Raw genomic sequence first — 21,471 nt, forward strand, 5'->3', positions numbered from 1 at the left:
TAATTTTATAAGGACAAGTCTAAGTTCTAATCCGTTAATTTGAGCAGAAACCGGATATTAAAAATAGAATGGACAGTTCAAGAAATCTGGTCACGGAGCAAAGCAATCCCCGAACACATAACATTGATACGTTATCGACGGAAGAAATACTCCGGCAAATTAACGAAGAGGATAAGGGCGTTCCTGAGGCTGTTGAAAAGGTCATTCCCGAGATTACCAGGGCAGTCGAAATCGTAACGAAACGATTGCGGAACGGAGGGCGGTTATTTTATGTTGGCGCCGGAACCAGCGGCAGGTTGGGTGTCCTGGACGCGGCAGAATGTCCGCCCACATTCCGGAGTGATCCGGAGCAGGTGCAGGGGATTATTGCCGGCGGTGCGGATGCATTGGTCCGAAGTATCGAGGGTGCCGAGGACAACGAGCAAGATGGCGCGGATGCGCTGGATTCGCATGGTGTAACCTCCAACGATGTTGTGTGCGGTATTGCAACAAGCGGACGTACGCCGTTTGTCATAGGTGCACTGAAACACGCCGGATCTCAGGAGATCCCGACAATCGCGGTTATCTGTATCCCCGCTGAGGAACTCGAGGTAAAGACAGATGTGGTGATTAACCCTGTTGTGGGACCTGAAGTTGTCACCGGTTCCACCAGGATGAAGGCCGGTACGGCAACCAAATTAGTGCTGAATATGATAACGACTACGACTATGATTCGGCTGGGCAAAGTGTATGGCAATCTCATGGTAGATCTGACTGCCGTGAACAACAAACTTATCGATCGCGCACAACGCATAGTGATGGAAGTGACAGATGTATCCCGGAGCGAAGCAGCACGATTGCTCGAGAACGCCGAATACCGGGTGAAAAACGCAATTTTAATGGCACTGGTTGGTGTTGGCTATGAAAAGTCCCAAATACTGCTAGAGGAGGCACAAGGGATGTTGAGAGATGCAATCCATTCGGCGATGGAGTCATGAAAAGTTCCCAAAGAAGATTAGAGCAAAAACCGCCCCGGATTTTGGGGCTTATGTCCGGGACCTCGCTCGACGGCCTCGATATTGCGCTTGTAAAGTGGAACTCTGATGACCTGAACGATTTCAAACTCGAAAAATTTGAGACGTACCATTATTCGAATGAGTTTCGTAATAGAATAATGGAGGGTACCCGTGGAGCCGCCCGGGATCTTAGCGATTTGAATTTTCAGTTGGGCTACCAATGGGCGGAATTGGTGAATCGTTTCCTGGAAGAAAACGGTATCGCGGCCGAGTTGATCAACTGCCTTGGCTCCCACGGGCAAACCCTCTGGCATGACTCGGGCCGCTCAACCCTTCAACTGGGAGAGTCGGCAGTGTTAGCAAAACAGACCGGTATCCCGGTGGTGAGCAACTTCAGAGAACACGATATTGCCGTCGGTGGGACCGGCGCGCCGCTCATCCCGTTTCTGGACTGGCTGCTATACCGGAATTTACCGGGGAAGTCGCTGGTATTGAATCTCGGAGGCATAGCGAATATAACTTGCCTGTGGCAAGGTATTGAACAAGAAGATGTCCGCGGCTGGGATACGGGGCCCGGAAATATGGTTATCGATACGCTGATGGAAATCCTGAGTAATGGTAGTACCCATTATGATGATGCCGGAACATTGGCATTACAGGGCCAGGTTGATGCGGAACTACTGTCGCATCTCATGGAAGATGATTTTATACAAGCGGAGCCGCCGAAGTCCACCGGCCGGGAGCGCTATTCCGACAAATATGTCCGGGAGCACTTTTCCCTCACCCGAACAACATCATCCCGGGAACAACCCAGGCTGCTGGCAACGGGATCGGAGTGGACAATTGCTGCTGTCGCATCCAACGTCCAACAGTATTGGGAAAACCCGGAGGAAGTCGACCGGATTATTGTCTCCGGCGGCGGGATAAAAAACCAATTTTTTATGCAAAGCCTTGCATCTCATTTTTCAAATGCAAACATTGTATCGACTAAAAATTTCGGCGTACCGGCGGAGGCCAAGGAAGCAATTGGATTCGCTGTGTTTGCGAAGGCATTTATTCGGGAAATTCCGGCGAATATGCCGGGTGTGACAGGCGCAAATCGATCTGTGATAATGGGAAAATTGACAGTATAGGGCAAAGGAAGGGATGACATGAATTCATTTATTTTTCGCGAATATGATATACGGGGCAAAGTGGCTGAAGATTTTACAGATGATGTGGTTGTGAAGTTGGGTAAGGGCTTTGGGACGTTGGCCAAACGTGGCGGTGCACAGATAATTGCATTGAGTGGTGACGTCCGGGATACTTCTCCGCACCTGAAATCCAAATTTGCCGATGGCGTGACGAGCACAGGAGTAGATGTTATCGATATCGGTATACTGCCGACGCCGGCGAACTATTATTCCATGCACCATCTTCCCATAGACGGAGCCGTGCAGGTCACCGGCAGCCATAATCCGCCTGAATATAACGGTTTCAAGATGACGCTTAGCGGTGGTGCCGTCTATGGGGAACAGATTCAACAGATCCTGAAGTTCATTGAATCGGAGGATTATGAAACCGGTACAGGTGAGCTGACTGAGCAGGAAATCCTGGATGATTATATCGCTATGGTCCTGGGCAAAATTGCCATCGAAAAGCCGATGAAAATCGCCCTGGACTGTGGAAATGCAGCCGGCGCGCTGGCGGCTCCCGAAATATTTGAGAAGATGGAAAATGTGGAGGTCACTGAACTATTCTGCGACGTGGATCCTACATTCCCGAATCACCATCCGGACCCCACGGTGAAAAAGAATTTGACGGCACTGATTAAAACGGTGCAGGAAGGTGATTATGACATCGGTATCGCGTACGATGGAGACGCCGACCGTGTTGGTATTATTGATGATCAGGGCAATATCGTATGGGCGGATTATCTTATGACGCTTTTTCTCGACGAAGTGGTTACGAATAACGATGAAATTATCTTTGACGTCAAGTGCTCGCAGGCGTTGGAACAAGCTATCGCCGACAAGGGCGGCAAACCGGTGATGTGGAAAACGGGTCATTCGCTGATTAAGCAGAAGATGAAAGAAACCGCAGCGCCATTCGGAGGGGAAATGAGCGGCCACCTCTTCTTTGCTGACGAATATTATGGATATGATGATGCCATTTACGTATCTGCCAGAGTACTCCAGACGCTGAGCCGGAGTGAGCGCAGCATTTCTGAACATATGGCGGATCTGCCGCACTTCGAAAGTACGCCGGAAATCCGGATGGAATGTCCCAGTGATGCTGAAAAGTTTGAAATCGCCCAGAAGGCACAAGAGTATTTCGCCAAACGGTATGATCACATTGATGTTGATGGTATCCGTATTAAATTTGGTGATGGTTGGGGGTTGGTCCGTTCATCCAATACCCAGCCGGTGATAGTATGCCGGTTTGAAGCAAAAACCAGTGAGCGACTTGAGGAAATCAGGGATCTGGTAATTAAAAAACTCCAGGACTTTGGCGAACTCAAGGTGGAATATTAACGCCGGCGAATCTGTCGCAATTATAGTTGTATGCGATGTGATTAATACGGGACAAAAATTCTAATCCATAACAAAAGCGTATGGGATCAGATACAACGCAAATGCAGTCCATGGAACTGGTACAGGGTTTTCGCGAACGGGTGAATACCCGACTGATCGAAATTGCCCGGTCTTATGCCATGCCGGAATCGCTGTACGAGCCGATGCAGTACGTCTTGGAGTCCGGAGGTAAACGAATACGGCCTGTGTTGTTAATGCTGGTGGCCGATGCTTACGGTGGCGATATCAATACCGCGTTGGATGTCGGCACATCATTGGAGATCCTTCACAATTTTACCCTGGTACACGACGATATCATGGACAGGGATGACCAGCGACGCGGTCGTCCGACGGTTCACCAAAAATGGGATGTCAGCACTGCAATTTTGTCCGGCGATGGATTGCTCGCGCTGGCCTATCGGGTGCTGTTGAATACGGAGGCGCAAAATCATACCCAGCTGCTTCGGGTTTTCACAGATGGCGTTATCGAAGTGTGTGAGGGCCAGGCTTATGACAAGGAATTCGAGGAACGAACGGATGTGACCATCGATGACTATATGATGATGATCGGAAAAAAAACGGCCCGACTGATTTCGATTTGTTGTACTATGGGTGGAATCGTTGCGGGAGTAACGGAGGACGAACAAGAGAAATTGGGAACATTCGGATTCCTGCTGGGTGAAGCATTTCAGGTGCAGGATGATCTACTTGAATTGACATCTACGGTGGATGTAATGGGAAAAAGCCTCGGGAGCGATCTGACGGAGCAAAAAAAGACTTATATTTTATTGAAAGCGCTCGAACTTGCGGACCAGGCGACACGTGATCAGATTCGAAATATCCTGGATATGAACTCCCATTCCGATGAGGATATTGCCAGGTTAAAAGAAATTTTTACCGAAGTAGGTATCTTGGAGACCACCAAAGAATTTATTCAGGAAAAGATCAGCGAGGCGGAGGAACTCCTCAGTTTTTTGGAAGGCGACGTAGCGCACTTACGCTATTTGACTGATCAGCTTTCGGATCGCAAAGCATGAAAAAAACCGGGGAAATGGTGATTAAAAATGAATTTGGCCTCCACGCCAGACCGGCAGCTGCCCTTGTTTCGCTCACGAGTAAGTTTAATTCACAAATTTTCCTGATTAAAGATGAGACCAAGGTAAACGCCAAATCCATATTGGGCGTGCTGGTGTTAGCCGCCGAAAACGGGAGTACGGTGAAGGTTGAAGCAGAAGGGGAGGACGCTGAAGATGCGGTGCAGCAAATCCTGGAACTAGCGGAAAACCATTTTGGAACGGAATAAATATCCATGACTGAGCAACAGCGATATAACGGTATTAACGCGTCGCCAGGTATTGCCATCGGGCCGGTCGTGAAGTTTACCCGTGAGCGGATCGTTGTGACCGAGCGAAACATCGAACCGGAAGATGTGCCAAATGAATACAATCGCCTGGACACGGCTTTGCGGAGAACACACCGGGATCTTCAGTCCATCCAACAGATGATATCAAATCGAATCGGCGAGAATTACGCCGAACTCGTCGAGGCACAGATCATGTCTCTGAATGACGAATCGGTTATCCGGGAGGTAAAGGATAGAATAAAAGAACGCCTGGAAAACGCTGAGTATGCATTTCAGCAGGTACTCACCGCCTATCGTGAACAGTTAGAACTGGCGGATAACGTATATATCCGCGACCGGGCCAGCGATATTTACGACGTAAAACAACGGGTTCTGAGACATTTAATGACCCGGGACGGTGGACTGTTGGAAAACGTGGATAAACCGGCGATACTCGTCACCCGGGAAATGAATCCCAGCGATATGATTATGCTGGATAAGTCCAAGGTGATTGGGTTGGTCTCTGAGTCCGGTGGGAGGACCTCTCATCTTTCTATCCTTGCCCGGGCGATGCAGATTCCAGCTGTGGTCGGCGTCGAGAATATCGTCGATAAAATCGGGAAAGACGACACGGTTATTGCAGATGGGTATCACGGAACAGTCTTTATTAATCCGGATCAGGAGACGACCGAGCAATTCCGTGGCGAGCTCGAACATATCAAAGAATTTGAGGAGAATCTTTACACCAGGAAAGACCTGCCTGCAGAAACCAGCGATGGCTACCGGATCATCCTTTCCTCAAATATCGGACTACCCGGCGAATTGGAAAATGTGCTGAAGGCAGGTTCAGAGGGCATCGGTCTGTATCGTACCGAGTATCTCTACCTAGTGAAAAATACGTTTCCCACCGAAGAAGAACAGTTCAAGGAATACAGACAGATCGCCGAAGAAGTGGCACCTGATCCCGTGATCTTCCGGAGCTTTGATCTCGGAGGAGACAAGATTTCCGCTTCCATGGAAATGGAAGGTCTCAAGGAATCGAATCCATTTTTGGGATACCGTGCTATTCGGATCTGCCTGGATAATCCAGGGCTGTTTAAAACACAACTGCGGGCTATTTACAGGGCAGGGGCGTATGGTAACATCAAACTGATGTTTCCCATGATTTCGGCGCTGGAAGAGATTATTAAGGTGAAAGAGTACATAAATGAAGTCCATGAAGAACTGAATGCCGCCGGAGTGGATTATAACCCGGATATCGATCTGGGAGCCTTAATCGAAATTCCGTCTGCGGCGCTGATTGCCGATGCTCTGGCTGAGGAACTGGATTTTTTCAGTATCGGAACGAACGATTTGATCCAGTATGCGCTTGCGGTTGACCGGGGCAACGACCGGGTCTCGTTCCTGTACAAAAGTTTGCATCCAAGTGTCCTGAAACTCATAAAGATGACATTGGAAGCCGGCCATTCTCACGATATTTGGGTCGGCATGTGTGGTGAGATGGCTGCAGATCCGCTGGTAATTCCTTTGCTCATCGGTATGGGGCTGGACGAACTTTCCGTCTCGCCTGTTGTGTTGCCAAAGATCAAGGAGATTGTCCGGGGGCTGGAATTCGAAAAATGTCGGCATCTCGCGGAGACGGTACTGGACTTCGGCACGGAGGCAGATATCGAACGGTATCTCCGGCAATTCATCCAGGAACATTTGCCGGAGCAGATCAATATTTAGAATATCATCTAACCAAAAAGCGAATAAGTAATTTTGTAATACGCAACAGGTCTAAAAATTCGCTTGTTGAGAGGAGATTTGATGGATTTTGCAGAGATAGAGAACAACAGAGAGCAACTTGATCCACAAAACATGTGGGAGGCGGTGGCCGGATTCGGCGATCAGATTCAGGACGCCGCTGAAATATCGCTCCCGGATACCTCTTCCATAGATTCTGAACGGATTCAGAATATTGTGTTTTGTGGTATGGGAGGGTCTGCAATCGGTGGTGATTTAATCGCAACCTACGCCGCCGGTGAATTATCGGTACCAATGATCGTCAACCGGAATTACACGTTACCCGGATTTGTGGGAGAGCATTCGCTGGTTGTAATTAGCAGTTACTCCGGGAATACGGAAGAAACGCTGAGCTCACTTCACATGGCCGAAGAAGCCGGAGCGCAAATCGTCGGTATCTCCTCAAACGGAGAAGTTGAGCAGCGCTTCAACTCACAGGGATATCCGTTAATCTCCATACCCGGCGGAATGCAACCGCGCGCGGCCCTAGGCTTTTCATTTATTCCTATGGTGCGATTGTTCAACCAGATCGGCCTACTCCCGGGTAATATCGAAACGGATATCGCAGAGACAATCGCAACGGTAAAACCACTCTCAAATAAGTATCAAAGTGCCGGGGAAGAGAACACAGCGTTTGCAACAGCGGCGAAACTCATCAACACCGTGCCAATTATTTATACCACGCCGGAACTTGAGGTGGTCGGTGTACGTTGGAAGGGCCAATTGGCAGAAAATGCCCAGATGCTGGCGTTTCAAAATCGTCTGCCGGAAATGAACCATAACGAAATCATGGGATGGGATCAGCAGCCGGAGTTTATGAAGACTGTGTCATTGATATGGTTATATGACGAAGAGGCTCATCCAAAAGTGAACAGGCGGCGGGAAGTCACCAGCGAGCTGCTCCGGGACTACCCGCAGTCAGAACATACATTTTCCACGGAAGGGACAAACCGGATGAGTCGGCTCATCTCCTTAATCCATTTGGGCGACTGGATCAGTTTGTATGCGGCGCTGCTGCAGGAAGTTGATCCAACCCCCGTGGAGCGGATTTCGCTATTAAAATCCAGGCTGGCAGAGAGCAATTAACGCTTGTGTGTTGGGGTGAGATACCATAGAATCCCCCTTGACACAACAAAATACGGCTTTGTAACTTTGCACAAACTGAATAAAGGAAGTGATATTTGAATATGGTTGAAGTTGAAGTTGCCAAAATCGCATTCTATCCGCCGAGCAAAGGGTATGCTGTCCTTTTGAGTGAAGTGCACGGAGATCGACAGTTACCAGTGATTGTCGGGGCATTTGAGGCACAGGCAATCGCCCTGGCACTGGAAGGGATGAAGATGCCGAGGCCTATGACTCACGATCTGATTAGCACAATTCTGGAGGACCTGGGCGCGGACATCAAAGAAGTCGTTATTACCGATTTAATAGATGGAACGTTTTACGCAAAGATTTTCCTGGATTCCTACGACTTTTCCGATAAAGAAATTGATTCCCGCCCCAGCGATGCTATTGCAATTGCGCTCCGGGTAGGTGCGACGGTTTATGTAGAGAGCGAAGTTATGGAGGAAGCCGGCGTAGTTGCAGACGAACTGGATGCCGTCGGAGAAGAGAGCGAAGGTTTGACGGAGGAGCGGATTAGTGCAACCTCTTCCGGCGATCAGAGTATCGACGAACTTCAGGATGCGCTAAAAAAAGCTGTAGACGCCGAAGAGTATGAAAAAGCGGCAAAATTACGGGATAAAATTAAACAGATAGAAGAACAGAAAAACTAGTTTAGAGCATTAGTGCTTATTGTACGCTTTTGAAGGCGGGAGAGGGCTTGCTTCGCCGCACCTTGTCCCGCCTTTTTCTTTGAAGAATCGTCCCCGACAGCCACAATATCCTCATTCAATCTGACCGCAACTTTGTATTGGCGGGAGTGATCCGGGCCGTATTTATCAATTGTTTCGAACACCGGTTCCGACAAACCTTCCATGTGGCAGTATTCTATGAGTTTGCCCTTATAATTAATCTGGTCGTCGAGATCCTCCGCCGCTTCTGCCAGGGGAAACTGTTTATAGATGGTTTGTTCGGCGGCGTGTAAGCCACCGTCCAGGTAAATTGCGCCAAGAATTGATTCCACGACGTCGCTGATGACTGCGCTAGACTGTTCAATTGGGCGGTCAGGAACATCCTGACTCAAAATATAGTCCGGGATGTGGAGCCGCCGGCCTATCCGCTCAAGGGCAGTCTGGTTCACCAATGTCGCCCGTTTTTGAGTCAAGGCACCCTCGGAAATATAGGGAAATCGATGGTAGAGATAATCTGAGATGACTAGCTCGAGAACGGCGTCTCCAAGGAATTCTAGGCGTTCATATGATACACTCCCGGAGGAGGATTCCTGTATCATTGACGGATGGGTTAAGGCCTGCCGTAGCAGCGTTTTATTCTGAAAACTGTAGGAGAGAGCCCGGGTTAACTGGTTGAACTCATCTCCTGGGGATAGGAGAGATGTGAGTTTTGAAATAAGGGAATGATAAAGTCCCATACAGGATACACCGGCGATGTTAAACGCCAGCCAAAAGCATGACCGCGTTGTGTCCGCCAAATCCAAACGTATTACTCATCGCGACATTCACCGGTTTTTCCGTTGGGGCGTTCGGTGAATAGTTGAGATCACATTCGGGGTCCGGATTCTCATAGTTAATTGTTGGTGGAATGGTATTCTTTTGTATGGCGTAGATACAGGCGAGCGCTTCAATGCCGCCTGCTGCTCCCAGCAGATGACCGGTCATCGATTTGGTAGAACTCACGACCAGTCCATTCTTCGCGTGGTCACCGAATACGGTTTTAATAGCAGTGGTTTCCGTTGCGTCATTCAGCGGAGTGGATGTCCCGTGAGCATTCACGTAATCCACCTTATCCGGGGAGATAGCGGCTTCATTCAACGCCTGCCGCATCGCCTGCGCAGCACCCTCACCACCGGGAGCCGGCATTGTGATGTGATGCGCATCAGCGGTAAATCCGTTACCGATGATTTCCGCATAGATATGAGCACCACGGGCTTTCGCAGCTTCATATTCCTCCAGAACCAGAATACCGGCGCCCTCACCAATAACAAACCCACATCGTTCTGCGTCAAAAGGACGTGAAGCTTCCGTAGGATCGCCATCCCACTTTGCCAGTGCTTTCATGTTGGAAAATCCGCCAACTGCCATTGGTGAGATAGTCGCCTCCGCGCCACCGGCTACCATAATATCCGCGTCACCATACTGGATATGTTTTGTGGCATTCCCGATGGCATGTGTTGCCGTCGCACAGGCGGAAACCACCGAATAATTTGGGCCTTTTAAATGGTAATGCATGGATATCTGTCCGGCAGCAATATCGGAGATCATCATGGGAACAAAAAACGGACTAATCCGTCGTGGGCCCTTCTCAAACAGCGTACGGCATTGTTCTTCGAATGTGTGAATACCACCAATACCGGAACCGACAACCACGCCAGCCCGGGTAGAATCAATGGCATCCGGATCCAGGCCAGAATTTTCCATAGCCTGGATTGCTGCCACCATCGCATAGATGGTATACAGATCCATTCGGCGAGTTTCGCGGCGGTCCAGATATTTTGCTACGTCCAATTCGCGGACTTCACCGCCAAAATCGACGGCAAATTCAGACGTATCAAACTGCGTGATCTTATCGACCCCGCTTTTGCCCTGCATCAAACTTTCCCAAAACGTGTCGGGATCATTCCCACAGGGGTTAACTGTTCCGATACCGGTGACAACAACTCGCCTTTTCATTGGATCCTGTCTGGTCGTCTGAGAGTTAGGAATTGACTTTTTCGTCGATATAATCGACTACCGAGCCGACTGTCGTCAGTTTTTCGGCTTCTTCATCCGGAATTTCCAGATTGAATTCCTCTTCCATCTGCATAATAAGCTCGACCGTATCCAATGAATCTGCGCCGAGATCATCGATGAATGATGCTTCTTTGGTAATCTTGCTTTCTTCGACACCCAGTTTATCCTGGATTATTTCTTTCACTGTGTCAAAAGTATCCATTGCGTGGAGCCTCCTTCGTTTGTTTGATTAACTCATCACCATTCCACCGTCAACCCGGATAACCTGCCCAGTGATGTACCGGGCAGCCGGTGATGCCAGGAACAGGGCGGTTTCCGCCACATCCTCCGGCGTGCCGATCCGGCCTAATGGAATACGTTCAGTGAGTTCATTCCGTTGGTTTTCGTTTAATCTATCGGTCATTTCCGTATCAATATATCCTGGCGCAATCGCATTGACCCGGATTCCCCGGGAGGCAAGTTCCAGCGCAGTCGATTTGGTCAGACCGAGCAAGCCAGCCTTCGATGATGCGTAATTGGTCTGTCCGGGATTCCCGGTCATACCAACCACCGATGATATATTAATAATACTGCCGGACTTTTGCCGTAACATCTGCCGGCTTGCAAATTTAGTACATAAAAACGCACCTTTCAAATTAATGTCCAACACGGCGTCCCAGTCATCTTCTTTCAGCCGTAACATCAGGTTATCCCGGGTAATACCGGCATTATTGACAAGAATATCGATAGAACCGAACTTTTCAAAAACCTCGCTTATTAAGGATTCTATACTGGCCGCGTCAGAAACATCCGAAGGGATCGGAACAACCGTGTTCGATTCCGTCGAAAGCGATTTGGCCGCTTCGGCTAAAACATCCTCCGAACGGCTTGAGATAGTGACGGTCGCTCCGGCGTTTGCCAGAGCTTGCGCAATGGCGTATCCGATGCCGCGGGAACCACCAGTTACTAATGCTGTCTTATTTGTGAGCACTGCGGACATTTTTTATTCCTCAAACCTGATAATATCGCGATAGGACGAAACGCTCTCGCTTTCAACTTCCTTGTTAATTCGTCGCATCAATCCCGTCAGGACGGTACCTGGTCCGACTTCGACAAAGGAGTCCGCCCCGTCCTCAATCATATTTTCAATTGTTTGCATCCAGAGGACCGGGTGATCAATCTGGTCAATCAACGCTTGTTTTATTGACTCAGCATCCTGAAGTGGGTTACCGGTTTTATTGACGTAGACCGGAACCGCCGCATCCTGGAGGGATGTATCCTCCAGTGCTTCCTGCATGGCGATTTTTGCCGCTCCCATTAGGGGGGAGTGGAAGGCCCCGCCAACAACGAGTTCAATGGCGCGCCGGGCACCCATCTCTTTGGCTTGTTCCATTGCCGCACGCACAGCATCCACCTCACCGGAAATTGCAATCTGTCCCGGAGAGTTATAATTTGCCGGCTGAACAATACCCTGGTTACTGGCCGCACTACACGCTTCGGCAACCTTTTCCTCTTCAAGTCCAATAATGGCCGCCATAGTTCCAGGTCTGCTTTCACATGCAGCCTGCATCGCCTGGCTTCTGGTTTTTACCAGGTGCAGGCCCGTCTCAAAGTCCATGACTCCGGCAGCGACCAATGCCGAATATTCCCCCAGACTGTGCCCAGCTACCATAGAATAGGAAGCGTTCTCCCGTGATAGGAGTTCATGTAGTATGACACTCAGCGTAAAAATAGCTGGCTGGGTGACGTGGGTTTCTGTCAGTTTTTCTAACGGCCCCTCAAAGGAGAGTTTTGAAATGTGAATACCCAGGATTTCATCGGCTTTGGTATAATATTCGTTTGCCAGGTCAAAGCTTTCGTACAGATCTTTGCCCATGCCGACATTTTGGGAAGCCTGGCCCGGAAATAAAAATGCAGTGTTACTCACGAGACACCTCGAATTTTATTGTCCCCACCGTAACAGAGTCGCGCCCCAGGTGAATCCGGCGCCGAATGTCGCAAACACAACGGTATCGCCTTCCTGAAGCCGTCCATCCTTAATAACCTCATGCAGTCCCAACGGTATGGTTGCTGCAGTCGTATTTGCGTATTTATCGATGTTCAGTACCACTCTATCATCGCTGAGCCCCATTTTTCGGGCAGCGGCATCAATGATACGCTTATTGGCCTGATGCGGGATAAAAAAGTCTACATCATCACCTGTCAGATTGTTGCGCTCAAGAATTTCCGTTGACACATTTGCCATTCCGTTCACAGCATATTTAAATACGGTCCTGCCATCCTGGTAGAGATAATGCATATTTTTATCAACGGTTTCATGAGTGGCCGGGTGCCGGCTGCCTCCCGCAGGCATATTCAAAAATTTTGCCCCGGCGCCGTCGCAATACATAATATTGTCTAAAACCCCATAACCTTCGCGCGTCGCCGGCTCGATCAACGCAACTCCGGCGCCATCACCAAACAGGATACAAGTATTCCGATCTTCGTAATCGGTAATACTGGACATAGTATCGGCGCCCACCAGGAGTACCCGTTTATACTTGCCATTTTCTACAAATTGCACAGCCGTCTCCAGACCAAAGACAAAACCGGAGCACGCCGCAGAGAGGTCAAAGCCCCAAGCATTGCTCGCACCGATTTTATCCTGTATAAGACAAGCCGTAGACGGAAAAAACATATCCGGTGTGACAGTAGAAACAATAATGCAATCGATGGTTTCAGGGGGAATATCGTACTCATCCAGCATTTGCTTTATGGCGTCGATAGACATATCCGACGTTGCTTCATCGTTGCCGGCAATGCGCCGTTCCGAGATTCCAGTGCGTGTCCGGATCCATTCGTCATTGGTCTCAACCATTTTCTCCAGATCGAAGTTGGTCAGAACTTTCTCCGGCACGTAGCTGCCGACTGCAGTAATTGTAGCGTGTAAAGACATAAATTATCCCTGTGGAATGAGTGGATCGTCAACCTGCGGCATACTCGGAGAGGCTACCCGGTGTGCTTCCAGTTCGGTCTTAATCATCCGGTTGATACGTTTTTTAACCATGGTGTGCGCAACCCCGATGGCATTCTTCATTGCTTTGGGGGTGGAACTGCCGTGACTGATAATCGACACGCCATTAATACCCAGCAAGGGAACACCGCCGTGTTCTTCATAACTAAATTCTGATGCAATCGATTTCACCACCGGCTTCATTAAAAATGCGCCAATCTTTGCCAGCGGTTTGTTATTAATTTCCTTCTGCACCATATCGGTGAGAGAATCAAAGATGCTTTCACCGAATTTGAGGAGAATATTCCCGACAAATCCGTCGCAGACAACCACATCTACTTTGCCAGCCAGGATGTCCCGGCCCTCAATATTGCCGATAAAATTGTCCAACTCCTGTTCCAGCATACCATAGGCATCTATGAGTACGTCAGTCCCTTTAGTTCGTTCTTCCCCGATATTCAGCAGTGCAACCTTCGGTGAATCGATATCAAAGATATTCCGGGCGTATATCGAACCCATAATGCCAAACTGCAACAAATTAATTGGCTTGGCTTCCGGGTTCGCGCCTACGTCAAAAATCACGCAGCCTCCCCGGGCGGTAGGAAAAAAGCTCCCGATCGTCGGTCGATTAACTCCCTCGATCCTTCCGAGTGAGAGGAGGGAGGAGGTCATGACTGCTCCGGTATTCCCGGCGCTGACAAAGGCATCAGCCTCATTGGTTTTGAGTAAATTAATCCCCACGGCAATGGAGGAATCCGGCTTATGCTTCACTGCTTTTGTCGGGGACTCCTTCATGGATACCACCTGATCCGCATGTTGAATATGTATGTGGGTTGAAGTACCCTGCTGACCATTCAATTCTGAACGAAGGACGGTTTCCGGTCCCACCAGGATAATTTCGGTATCACTATACTGGGCATCATCCAGTGCCAACAAAGCCCCGGAGATAGTCGAAGCGGGAGCGTGATCACCTCCCATAGCATCCACGACGATCCGCATAAGACCTTGTCTAACCTGTCGGTTATTTATTGGTAATCTTTGGGAATATAAACAGGACGACCTTTGTAATAACCGCAGTTGGGACAGGCACGGTGGGGGAGCTTCGGCTGATGGCACTGCTTGCACTCAATGACGTTCGGAGCCGATAGCTTCCAGTGTGTCCGGCGTTTTCTTTTGCGAGCTTTTGACGTTTTTCTTTTTGGTAAAGCCACGTTATTTCCCCTTATTCTTCGAGATTCAGTTCTCTTAACTTTTGCCAGCGTGGATCAATGGTCTCCGTATCGCAATCACAACTCGATACATTTAAATTGGTCCCGCACTGGGCACAAAGTCCCTGGCAATCTTTTTTGCACAGGAATTTTACCGGTAAGTCCAATAAAATAGCGTCGTGGATATAGCCGGTTACATCGATAGCTTGCGCATCATCCGGTATATAGATGATGTCATCCTCGAGTTCAAATTCTTCAGCGTTATCCAGTACAATCAGGGTGCTGAGCTCCAGGTCCAATACACGGGTGAAAGTAGTTAAACACCGATGACATTCCAAAGAAGCAATACCGGCCAAATCACCAGCCAGATAGTAGCCGTGGTCCGCCTCAATGAGATGAAATCTGATATCAATTTCACGGACAGGAAACTCTATATCAGAGAGCCCCAATTCTTCCTGAGACCCACTGAAATGAAATTCCAGATCTCCCTCTTGCTGCAACCGTTGTAAAGGTATCTTAATCATGAATTTCGAATTTAAGGGAGGGGTATAAGTGAGTCAAGCCGAAATCAAACAGCGATTTCGGCTTGACGAAAGGAAATCGGATGTCGGAGGTGTTACAGCCCTTTGTCCGGGCTGTCCTCCGTGTCCTCTGAATCTTCTTCAGGGTCAGATGTGAATTCCTCCTCGATATCGGATTCCGTATCATCAAGGTCTTCGTCCTCATCCAGGTCAAGATCCAGGTCGTCATCCACGTCAAATTCATCGTCTTCTTCGGCCAGCTCGTCTTCATCCTTGCGCTCTAAAAGGTTCTCATCGTCCTTCTTTTTGCGCAGAATAATGTAAATCATAGTTTGACCGACGCTGTCCAGTGATTGGAGATACGAAACCACCACCGCCAGAATCGCGAACAGGGACAGCGCAAGAATCCCGGAACCGATAGCTTCGGTGACATTCAATTGTCCGCCACCTACATAAATATACCCTGACTGAACAAACGGGGAACTGAACAGATTAATAAACTGATGATACACCGGTGAGTTGCCGCCAAGATAATACAGGGCGGTTTCCAGCATCTGGAAGAGCTTGTCGCCCATCAACCAGTTCATTCCGAATACCACGGAGATAAACCAGACACCGCCAGCCATCACTAAACCAAAGATGTAGGATGCAACGCTGGTTAATACACCCCATATGACTTCATAGGTGACCAGACGCCACGGCTGCGCCCAGAGCAGAGAGTAGCTCTGGAAAACCGCCTCAAGTGTGTCCTCTTCAGACGTACCGACGATTGCCGGGGTAAAGGTGATAACAATAAGGAAAACGATTGCCGAATAAAGCACAAATATCGCTACCGGAAAATAGAGGAGGTACGGCAGCGAAAAGATGAATTCACCCACGAAGGGGATCTTCCCGAGCAGGGCAGCGATCACAGCCATAATCAGGAAAAAGACAATAATGCCAACGATAGATACCGGTGCGAAAATTAATGGATGCCAGTGTTTCTTAACGAAACGCCATCCGTCACCGCTGGAGAAAAAGAAGTCACCCTTAAACTCTTTATAGGTAATACGCGCCACGGCAAGATTCGCAAAATAATATGCCAGTATCCAAACCAATCCGCCAATTAAATAGAAACCCCACCCGAGGTTTGTCAACGGGACATCATAGGGGAATGGAAAAAAATGATATTCAGCAAAGGCATTCGCAAAACTGTAGCCGCTGGCCAGAATCCCAATATAGGAGAAAATAATAAAACCAATATAGCCAACGATGTTCGCGACGAACATGGTCCAGATTTTTTTCCCGCTCAGCGCGACGCGGGGAATGCGTAAAACATCTCGAAAATCGAAATATAGATCCTGTTTCATGCTGGGTTCCCTCCTTCAGTCATTACGCAAATAAATCAATAGGTAGCTTATAACTGCGTTTATGAGTCTTTCCGCTGAAAGTCCACCCAGATAGATTCATCCGGGAGTTCCGATTCGCTGACGAGTTTCCGTCGCAAGGATTTGGCGGCTTCTGGCGAGCTGAATGAACCGACGCGTACCCGATACCAGACTTGACCGGTATCCGGGAATTTGGCCCGCTGGATGTAAGCATCGTATCCCAGTTTTTTTACGGTATTCGCTACGCTCTCCGCTTTACTGAATGTTCTCCAGGCGGAGACCTGTACCGTATACCTTCCAGGGACTCTCGGAATCAGGTCTGCGCGATCTGTGGATTTTTGCCGGGTGCTGGTCGGCTGAGATGCTTTTTCCTTCGACGGTTTTGGCTTCGCCGGTTCCTCAGCAGTCTCTGCCATTTCTTCAGTGGATTCTTCCGGCTGCTCCATCGCAGTGGTATCTTCCTCTTCGGTCATCTTTTGCTGCTGGCGGCCTGATACATTGACAACAAATGGCTGAACGGCAATCTCTTCCCCGGATTGATCAGTGACGGCATACTGAAGCCGATACATTCCGGTATCCGGAGGAATGAAAGAAACCTGTGGACTTGTATTTATTGGCTGGAAATCGTACTGACTCAGGGAAACAGTAGACGGAGTCTCCGTGAACGACCACTCCACCATATAGTCTGCCTGCATGTCATCGGCCTGAATCTCCAGGTTGACCGGTTGATTTGCGGTCCCACTTTGTTCGATCGGAGTACGATCATCGGCACCACATCCAATGAGCAGCAACGATATCAGACCGATTAAAATTAATTGACGCTTGCGCATGGCAGCCCCCCAAATTATTAGGTAATAGCGGTTTGGAACTTAGGACAATTACGTTATAATATCCCGCCCGGTGAAGAAAAATGCAATCTCTTTTTGAGCATTCTCAGGACTATCAGATCCGTGTACGGCGTTGTTTTGCAGGGATTCTGCGTACAGTTTTCTCACCGTTCCCTCATTAGCTTCTTCAGGATTGGTAGCCCCGATTACCTCTCGGAAATAGGATACGGCATGCTCGTGTTCCAGAACCATAGGAATGCACGGCCCGGAAGTCATAAACTCAACCAAATCATTATAGAACGGCCGTTCTTTATGGACGGCGTAGAATTCCCGGGCCTCAGCGGTGGTCAGGTGCGTCTGCTCCATCGCGACAATACGCAACCCTTTATCCAGGATATGATCGATGATTTTTCCCTGATAACCGTTGCGAATCGCGTCCGGTTTGATGATTGCTAGTGTGCGCTGCATGAATAACTCCTTCAGTATTAAAGTGTTCGTGTGTTTAAGTGTTCAGGTTAACACCTGTGATATTGTGTTAAGGTGTTATAGTTTAAAAAGGTCATGCTTCTTGTATCCACACTCCTGTGTTTAAGATTGCCAGTCTCCTGATTTCAATTGCCACCAGTTTTTCACTTTTCTTCACCACGGTAGACTCACGCCTCAGGACTCGGGCTTCCGGTTTTTTAAACTTTTAATTTCTACATTATTCATCCTTCAATCGCTGGTGGATAGGCACTTGGACATTGGAAATTCTCCCTTCTCCGGTTAAAACCGCTACGGGGACTTAAAGCGGGATACCAATCTTTCTAACCTTTGAGTGCCTTCGCTACATTTTTACCGATAGTGGCCGGGCTATCGCAGACCGTGATTCCTGCAGCCCGGAGCGCCTTCATTTTGTCCTCCGCGGTACCCTGGCCGCCGGAGACGATTGCACCGGCGTGCCCCATGCGACGTCCGGGAGGGGCGGTTTGCCCCGCAACGAATGCGATCACGGGTTTGTTAAAATTATTTTCAGTAACCCAATTCGCTGCTTCTTCTTCCGCCGATCCACCGATTTCGCCAATGAGGACAACCGCATCGGTGTCATCGTCTTTGGCAAATAGTTGTAACAAGTCAATAAAAGTACTGCCAATGATTGGATCACCGCCAATGCCGATGGCGGTTGATTGGCCGTATCCATGATTGGTGATCTGGTGCACCGCCTCATAGGTGAGGGTGCCGCTTCGGGAAATAATACCCACACGGCCAGGCTCATGGATGAAGCCCGGCATAATACCGATCTTTGATTCACCCGGCGTGATAACGCCCGGACAGTTGGGACCGACTAATCGTGTTGGTTTGTCCTCGAGATAACGCCGAACCTGAACCATATCCTTGACCGGAATACCCTCGGTAATACAGACGACTAAGTCCAAATCCGCATCCGCGGCTTCCATTATTGCATCCGCGGCAAACGGCGGCGGAACAAAAATAATCGATGTGTTTGCGTCGGTCTTCTCTTTGGCTTCCTTTACCGTATTATATACAGGAACGCCGTGATGCGTCTGGCCCCCTTTACCCGGGGTAACACCGGCGACAATATTCGTCCCGTATTCCAGCATCTGTGAGGTGTGAAACGAACCCTCGCTCCCGGTGATTCCCTGCACAATGAGCCGGGTATCGTTGTTGACTAAAATGCTCATGAATTGCTCCTTCTGAATTTATGCTGCGACGGCAACTGACTTCTCTGCCGCATCCTTTAGACTTTTGGCTACCGTGAATTCCAACGGTGAATTCTCCAGCAGTTCGGCGGCTTCTTCCGCGTTCGTGCCCTCGAGGCGAACCACCACCGGGGCATCCAGATCCAGATCGCTCAGCGCGTCGATAATTCCCTGGGCAACCCGGTCACACCGGACGATCCCGCCAAAGATGTTGATCAGTACCGCCTGCACATTTTGGTCCTGCAGAATGATCCTGAAGCCCTGCTTCACTGTTTCAGCTGAGGCTGAGCCGCCCACGTCCAGAAAATTCGCCGGTTCACCGCCGGACAGTTTGATAATATCCATAGTGGACATGGCCAGGCCTGCGCCGTTGACCATGCAGCCGACGTTACCGTCCAGTTTGATGTAATTCAGCCCGTGCCTGGAGGCTTCAACTTCGGACGCCGCTTCCTCGCTGAGATCCCGGTACTCCTGGATATTTTTGTGGCGATACAGTGCATTGTCGTCAAAGTTGATTTTGGCATCCAGCGCCAGGATGTCGCCGTCTCCGGTCACCACCAGCGGATTGATTTCCGCCAGCGAAGCATCGGTCTCATTGTATGCTTCGTACAGCGCCAGGAAAAATTTGACCGCCGATTTCACCTGGGAACCTTCCAGCCCCAGACCGAACGCTAATCGTGTGGCCTGAAATGGCCGAAACCCGACAGCGGGATCGATCCATTCCTTCAGAATTTTTTCGGGTGTTTTGGCGGCGACTTTCTCAATCTCCACACCGCCTTCCGTTGAAACCATAAAAGCAACGCGTCCAACCGCCCGATCCAGCACCAGTCCGGCGTAAAGTTCACGCGCGATATCCACACCCTGTTCAATCAACACTTTATTTACCCGTTTACCTTCCGGGCCGGTCTGATGCGTTACAAGGTTCATTCCGAGAATAGCATCGGCATGTTCTTTGGCTTCCGCGGTGTTTTGCGCAATTTTAACCCCGCCGCCTTTGCCGCGTCCGCCGGCGTGTATCTGGGCTTTCACGACTACGGTTCCGCCCCCTAATTTCTCTGCAATCTTTTCCGCTTCCTCAGCAGAGGAGGCGACTTGGCCTTCCGGTACGGCCACGCCATACTTTCGGAGAATCTCCTTCGCCTGGAATTCATGTATCTTCATAAAATGCTCCCGCTTCAGTTGATATTCATCTGCTAAAATTACATAAATCTGGTGAGTATTTTAATTGAAAATTACATCATATGCGCCGACGCTGTTAAATAAATACCGACGGGGTGAACTCAAATTTAACGCAAAACCTCTCGTCAACCAAAGCCAATAAAACCTATGGATGATTATGAACGTAAATTAACCTGAGTGATACATGAATTTTGTTAATAACTGCTGGAATGACTGGATGAACTGGAATCCGATTTTTACGCACCCGGCGCCAGGTGTTAATGAAAAACACAAAAGTGGCTTAATTCCACGGATTCACCAATATTATGAGGTTCCGGGGTATCCCGGGTTGGTATTTAGTGTGTCGAGCCTGATTCCGGCTGGTGAACCCGCCGAATGTTAGAGCTGTCACTACATTTTTACGATTCAAGAGGAAGATATAGAATAATTAAATTATAACACAACTCCGCCGGCATCACTACCGGGGGAGTTGTAGTTGATCTTACTGTTAGACAAATTGACCTACATATAACCAGATCATACCCACAAACAACACAATCGTCCCTGCTGATTGAAGATAATATCCTGGCCCGGTAAACCAATCCCGTGTTTCCCAAAAGGGTTTTCGCTCACCTTTTTTACCGAAGAGTTTAAACCCTGGATGGTTCTCAGATCTGTACAAGTTCGAGGCCAGCATTGTTACTAATCCGAGAATGACGGTTATGGTTGCATAGGTTGTAAGTGTAAACTCTGGCATAGCAACACTCCCTTTATTTCAATTACCCAAAGACACTGCCAAACGTCACAACTACACCGATCATCATAACGGCAAAGCCGATGTTTTGTAATCGGTAGCCGGGGCCGGTATACCAGTCTTTGTTCTCCCAAATATACGGGCCACGGAGAATCATTGACTTTAAGTTCCATTGAAATCCCGGATGCTTTTCTGATTTAAAAAAGTAAGAAGAAAGCATAATCAAGACTCCAAGAAGAATCATTCCCCGCCCGATGAGATTTATCGTATATCGAGTGAGTTCCATGACAGCCGCCTTTTATTTAGGGCATTTTAGGTTTCATGGAGTTGATACTATGTGTATAATTGCATATGAAACAAGTCTTTACAGCCGATTTGACTCGCACGCATATTCACCGGATCTGGCGTGCAGCATATTTCGGGGATCGGACCCGCTGTCCGCG

24 protein-coding genes are annotated in these 21,471 nt (G+C 49.0%); 8 read left to right on the forward strand and 16 right to left on the reverse strand.

Going from position 1 to position 21,471, the window contains the following annotated elements; genetic code table 11:
- Positions 1 to 68 precede the first annotated feature (68 nt).
- The 8 genes from murQ to K9N57_15815 all read left to right on the forward strand — a co-directional run bounded on the left by murQ (position 69) and on the right by K9N57_15815 (position 8,449).
- Positions 69 to 977 (forward strand): N-acetylmuramic acid 6-phosphate etherase, encoded by a 909-nt coding sequence (murQ, locus tag K9N57_15780; GenBank protein ID MCF7805645.1) that lies wholly within the window; start codon positions 69 to 71, stop codon positions 975 to 977.
- Positions 974 to 2,128, forward strand: a complete 1,155-nt coding sequence (locus K9N57_15785) for an anhydro-N-acetylmuramic acid kinase (protein MCF7805646.1) — start codon at positions 974 to 976, stop codon at positions 2,126 to 2,128. Before murQ ends, K9N57_15785 begins: the two co-directional genes overlap by 4 nt.
- Before the next feature lie 18 nt (positions 2,129 to 2,146).
- Positions 2,147 to 3,508 (forward strand): phosphomannomutase/phosphoglucomutase, encoded by a 1,362-nt coding sequence (locus K9N57_15790; protein MCF7805647.1) that lies wholly within the window; start codon positions 2,147 to 2,149, stop codon positions 3,506 to 3,508.
- 80 nt (positions 3,509 to 3,588) lie between these two features.
- On the forward strand, positions 3,589 to 4,584 hold the full coding sequence (locus tag K9N57_15795) for a polyprenyl synthetase family protein (protein MCF7805648.1): 996 nt from the start codon (positions 3,589 to 3,591) through the stop codon (positions 4,582 to 4,584).
- Positions 4,581 to 4,850 carry an HPr family phosphocarrier protein gene (locus K9N57_15800; GenBank protein ID MCF7805649.1) on the forward strand — a complete coding sequence of 90 codons (270 nt, stop codon included), beginning with the start codon at positions 4,581 to 4,583 and terminating at the stop codon, positions 4,848 to 4,850. Before K9N57_15795 ends, K9N57_15800 begins: the two co-directional genes overlap by 4 nt.
- A gap of 6 nt (positions 4,851 to 4,856) precedes the next feature.
- Positions 4,857 to 6,617 carry a phosphoenolpyruvate--protein phosphotransferase gene (gene ptsP, locus K9N57_15805; GenBank protein MCF7805650.1) on the forward strand — a complete coding sequence of 587 codons (1,761 nt, stop codon included), beginning with the start codon at positions 4,857 to 4,859 and terminating at the stop codon, positions 6,615 to 6,617.
- Between the two features lie 81 nt (positions 6,618 to 6,698).
- Positions 6,699 to 7,760, forward strand: a complete 1,062-nt coding sequence (locus tag K9N57_15810; GenBank protein MCF7805651.1) for a bifunctional phosphoglucose/phosphomannose isomerase — start codon at positions 6,699 to 6,701, stop codon at positions 7,758 to 7,760.
- 101 nt (positions 7,761 to 7,861) lie between these two features.
- Positions 7,862 to 8,449, forward strand: a complete 588-nt coding sequence (locus K9N57_15815; GenBank protein ID MCF7805652.1) for a DUF151 domain-containing protein — start codon at positions 7,862 to 7,864, stop codon at positions 8,447 to 8,449.
- Here the strand turns inward: K9N57_15815 and rnc are convergent.
- The 16 genes from rnc to K9N57_15895 form a co-directional block, all read right to left on the reverse strand.
- Positions 8,446 to 9,204: a ribonuclease III gene (gene rnc / locus K9N57_15820; GenBank protein MCF7805653.1), complete on the reverse strand. Its 759-nt coding sequence runs from the start codon at positions 9,202 to 9,204 to the stop codon at positions 8,446 to 8,448. The two genes, K9N57_15815 and rnc, sit on opposite strands and share 4 nt — an antisense overlap.
- Positions 9,205 to 9,223: 19 nt before the next feature.
- Positions 9,224 to 10,462: a beta-ketoacyl-ACP synthase II gene (fabF, locus tag K9N57_15825; protein MCF7805654.1), complete on the reverse strand. Its 1,239-nt coding sequence runs from the start codon at positions 10,460 to 10,462 to the stop codon at positions 9,224 to 9,226.
- Positions 10,463 to 10,487: 25 nt separating this feature from the next.
- A complete protein-coding gene (acpP, locus tag K9N57_15830; GenBank protein ID MCF7805655.1) occupies positions 10,488 to 10,724 on the reverse strand; it encodes an acyl carrier protein in 237 nt (78 codons plus the stop codon).
- A 27-nt stretch (positions 10,725 to 10,751) separates the two neighbouring features.
- Complete coding sequence (gene fabG, locus K9N57_15835; protein ID MCF7805656.1) at positions 10,752 to 11,501, reverse strand: 3-oxoacyl-[acyl-carrier-protein] reductase; 750 nt, start codon at positions 11,499 to 11,501, stop codon at positions 10,752 to 10,754.
- Positions 11,502 to 11,504: 3 nt separating this feature from the next.
- A complete protein-coding gene (gene fabD / locus K9N57_15840) occupies positions 11,505 to 12,377 on the reverse strand; it encodes an ACP S-malonyltransferase (protein MCF7805657.1) in 873 nt (290 codons plus the stop codon).
- A gap of 66 nt (positions 12,378 to 12,443) precedes the next feature.
- Positions 12,444 to 13,436, reverse strand: coding sequence for a ketoacyl-ACP synthase III (locus K9N57_15845; protein ID MCF7805658.1), 993 nt, complete (start codon positions 13,434 to 13,436; stop codon positions 12,444 to 12,446).
- 3 nt (positions 13,437 to 13,439) lie between these two features.
- Complete coding sequence (gene plsX, locus K9N57_15850) at positions 13,440 to 14,492, reverse strand: phosphate acyltransferase PlsX (protein MCF7805659.1); 1,053 nt, start codon at positions 14,490 to 14,492, stop codon at positions 13,440 to 13,442.
- Between the two features lie 26 nt (positions 14,493 to 14,518).
- Positions 14,519 to 14,704 carry a 50S ribosomal protein L32 gene (gene rpmF / locus K9N57_15855; protein MCF7805660.1) on the reverse strand — a complete coding sequence of 62 codons (186 nt, stop codon included), beginning with the start codon at positions 14,702 to 14,704 and terminating at the stop codon, positions 14,519 to 14,521.
- 11 nt (positions 14,705 to 14,715) lie between these two features.
- Positions 14,716 to 15,225, reverse strand: a complete 510-nt coding sequence (locus K9N57_15860) for a DUF177 domain-containing protein (GenBank protein ID MCF7805661.1) — start codon at positions 15,223 to 15,225, stop codon at positions 14,716 to 14,718.
- A 92-nt stretch (positions 15,226 to 15,317) separates the two neighbouring features.
- A complete protein-coding gene (locus tag K9N57_15865) occupies positions 15,318 to 16,571 on the reverse strand; it encodes a hypothetical protein (protein ID MCF7805662.1) in 1,254 nt (417 codons plus the stop codon).
- A gap of 59 nt (positions 16,572 to 16,630) precedes the next feature.
- On the reverse strand, positions 16,631 to 17,419 hold the full coding sequence (locus K9N57_15870; protein MCF7805663.1) for an SPOR domain-containing protein: 789 nt from the start codon (positions 17,417 to 17,419) through the stop codon (positions 16,631 to 16,633).
- 48 nt (positions 17,420 to 17,467) lie between these two features.
- Complete coding sequence (gene ndk, locus K9N57_15875) at positions 17,468 to 17,884, reverse strand: nucleoside-diphosphate kinase (GenBank protein ID MCF7805664.1); 417 nt, start codon at positions 17,882 to 17,884, stop codon at positions 17,468 to 17,470.
- Between the two features lie 338 nt (positions 17,885 to 18,222).
- The gene (gene sucD / locus K9N57_15880) at positions 18,223 to 19,098 is read right to left on the reverse strand and encodes a succinate--CoA ligase subunit alpha (GenBank protein ID MCF7805665.1); all 876 of its coding nucleotides are present in this window, start codon (positions 19,096 to 19,098) and stop codon (positions 18,223 to 18,225) included.
- A gap of 18 nt (positions 19,099 to 19,116) precedes the next feature.
- Entirely contained in the window at positions 19,117 to 20,277 is a 1,161-nt protein-coding gene (sucC, locus tag K9N57_15885) for an ADP-forming succinate--CoA ligase subunit beta (GenBank protein ID MCF7805666.1), read from the reverse strand.
- A 505-nt stretch (positions 20,278 to 20,782) separates the two neighbouring features.
- Complete coding sequence (locus K9N57_15890; GenBank protein MCF7805667.1) at positions 20,783 to 21,031, reverse strand: hypothetical protein; 249 nt, start codon at positions 21,029 to 21,031, stop codon at positions 20,783 to 20,785.
- A 22-nt stretch (positions 21,032 to 21,053) separates the two neighbouring features.
- Complete coding sequence (locus K9N57_15895; GenBank protein MCF7805668.1) at positions 21,054 to 21,314, reverse strand: hypothetical protein; 261 nt, start codon at positions 21,312 to 21,314, stop codon at positions 21,054 to 21,056.
- Positions 21,315 to 21,471: the final 157 nt, after the last annotated feature.

The sequence above is a fragment of the Candidatus Neomarinimicrobiota bacterium genome (assembly GCA_021734025.1).
Taxonomy (GTDB): Bacteria; Fidelibacterota; JAANXI01; order JAANXI01; family JAANXI01; genus JAANXI01.

What these genes read in the sequence shown, in the direction of transcription:
- K9N57_15815 (MCF7805652.1), top strand. Translation starts at nt 7,862, where the DNA reads ATGGTTGAAGTTGAAGTTGCCAAAATCGCATTCTATCCGCCGAGCAAA.
- ptsP (MCF7805650.1), top strand. Translation starts at nt 4,857, where the DNA reads ATGACTGAGCAACAGCGATATAACGGTATTAACGCGTCGCCAGGTATT.
- fabF (MCF7805654.1), bottom strand. Translation starts at nt 10,462, where the DNA reads ATGAAAAGGCGAGTTGTTGTCACCGGTATCGGAACAGTTAACCCCTGT.
- K9N57_15865 (MCF7805662.1), bottom strand. Translation starts at nt 16,571, where the DNA reads ATGAAACAGGATCTATATTTCGATTTTCGAGATGTTTTACGCATTCCC.
- fabG (MCF7805656.1), bottom strand. Translation starts at nt 11,501, where the DNA reads ATGTCCGCAGTGCTCACAAATAAGACAGCATTAGTAACTGGTGGTTCC.
- K9N57_15870 (MCF7805663.1), bottom strand. Translation starts at nt 17,419, where the DNA reads ATGCGCAAGCGTCAATTAATTTTAATCGGTCTGATATCGTTGCTGCTC.
- plsX (MCF7805659.1), bottom strand. Translation starts at nt 14,492, where the DNA reads ATGCGGATCGTCGTGGATGCTATGGGAGGTGATCACGCTCCCGCTTCG.
- K9N57_15895 (MCF7805668.1), bottom strand. Translation starts at nt 21,314, where the DNA reads ATGGAACTCACTCGATATACGATAAATCTCATCGGGCGGGGAATGATT.
- K9N57_15795 (MCF7805648.1), top strand. Translation starts at nt 3,589, where the DNA reads ATGGGATCAGATACAACGCAAATGCAGTCCATGGAACTGGTACAGGGT.
- K9N57_15810 (MCF7805651.1), top strand. Translation starts at nt 6,699, where the DNA reads ATGGATTTTGCAGAGATAGAGAACAACAGAGAGCAACTTGATCCACAA.
- acpP (MCF7805655.1), bottom strand. Translation starts at nt 10,724, where the DNA reads ATGGATACTTTTGACACAGTGAAAGAAATAATCCAGGATAAACTGGGT.
- sucC (MCF7805666.1), bottom strand. Translation starts at nt 20,277, where the DNA reads ATGAAGATACATGAATTCCAGGCGAAGGAGATTCTCCGAAAGTATGGC.
- rnc (MCF7805653.1), bottom strand. Translation starts at nt 9,204, where the DNA reads ATGGGACTTTATCATTCCCTTATTTCAAAACTCACATCTCTCCTATCC.
- K9N57_15790 (MCF7805647.1), top strand. Translation starts at nt 2,147, where the DNA reads ATGAATTCATTTATTTTTCGCGAATATGATATACGGGGCAAAGTGGCT.
- K9N57_15845 (MCF7805658.1), bottom strand. Translation starts at nt 13,436, where the DNA reads ATGTCTTTACACGCTACAATTACTGCAGTCGGCAGCTACGTGCCGGAG.
- K9N57_15890 (MCF7805667.1), bottom strand. Translation starts at nt 21,031, where the DNA reads ATGCCAGAGTTTACACTTACAACCTATGCAACCATAACCGTCATTCTC.
- sucD (MCF7805665.1), bottom strand. Translation starts at nt 19,098, where the DNA reads ATGAGCATTTTAGTCAACAACGATACCCGGCTCATTGTGCAGGGAATC.
- fabD (MCF7805657.1), bottom strand. Translation starts at nt 12,377, where the DNA reads ATGGGCAAAGATCTGTACGAAAGCTTTGACCTGGCAAACGAATATTAT.
- murQ (MCF7805645.1), top strand. Translation starts at nt 69, where the DNA reads ATGGACAGTTCAAGAAATCTGGTCACGGAGCAAAGCAATCCCCGAACA.
- ndk (MCF7805664.1), bottom strand. Translation starts at nt 17,884, where the DNA reads ATGCAGCGCACACTAGCAATCATCAAACCGGACGCGATTCGCAACGGT.
- K9N57_15785 (MCF7805646.1), top strand. Translation starts at nt 974, where the DNA reads ATGAAAAGTTCCCAAAGAAGATTAGAGCAAAAACCGCCCCGGATTTTG.
- K9N57_15800 (MCF7805649.1), top strand. Translation starts at nt 4,581, where the DNA reads ATGAAAAAAACCGGGGAAATGGTGATTAAAAATGAATTTGGCCTCCAC.
- K9N57_15860 (MCF7805661.1), bottom strand. Translation starts at nt 15,225, where the DNA reads ATGATTAAGATACCTTTACAACGGTTGCAGCAAGAGGGAGATCTGGAA.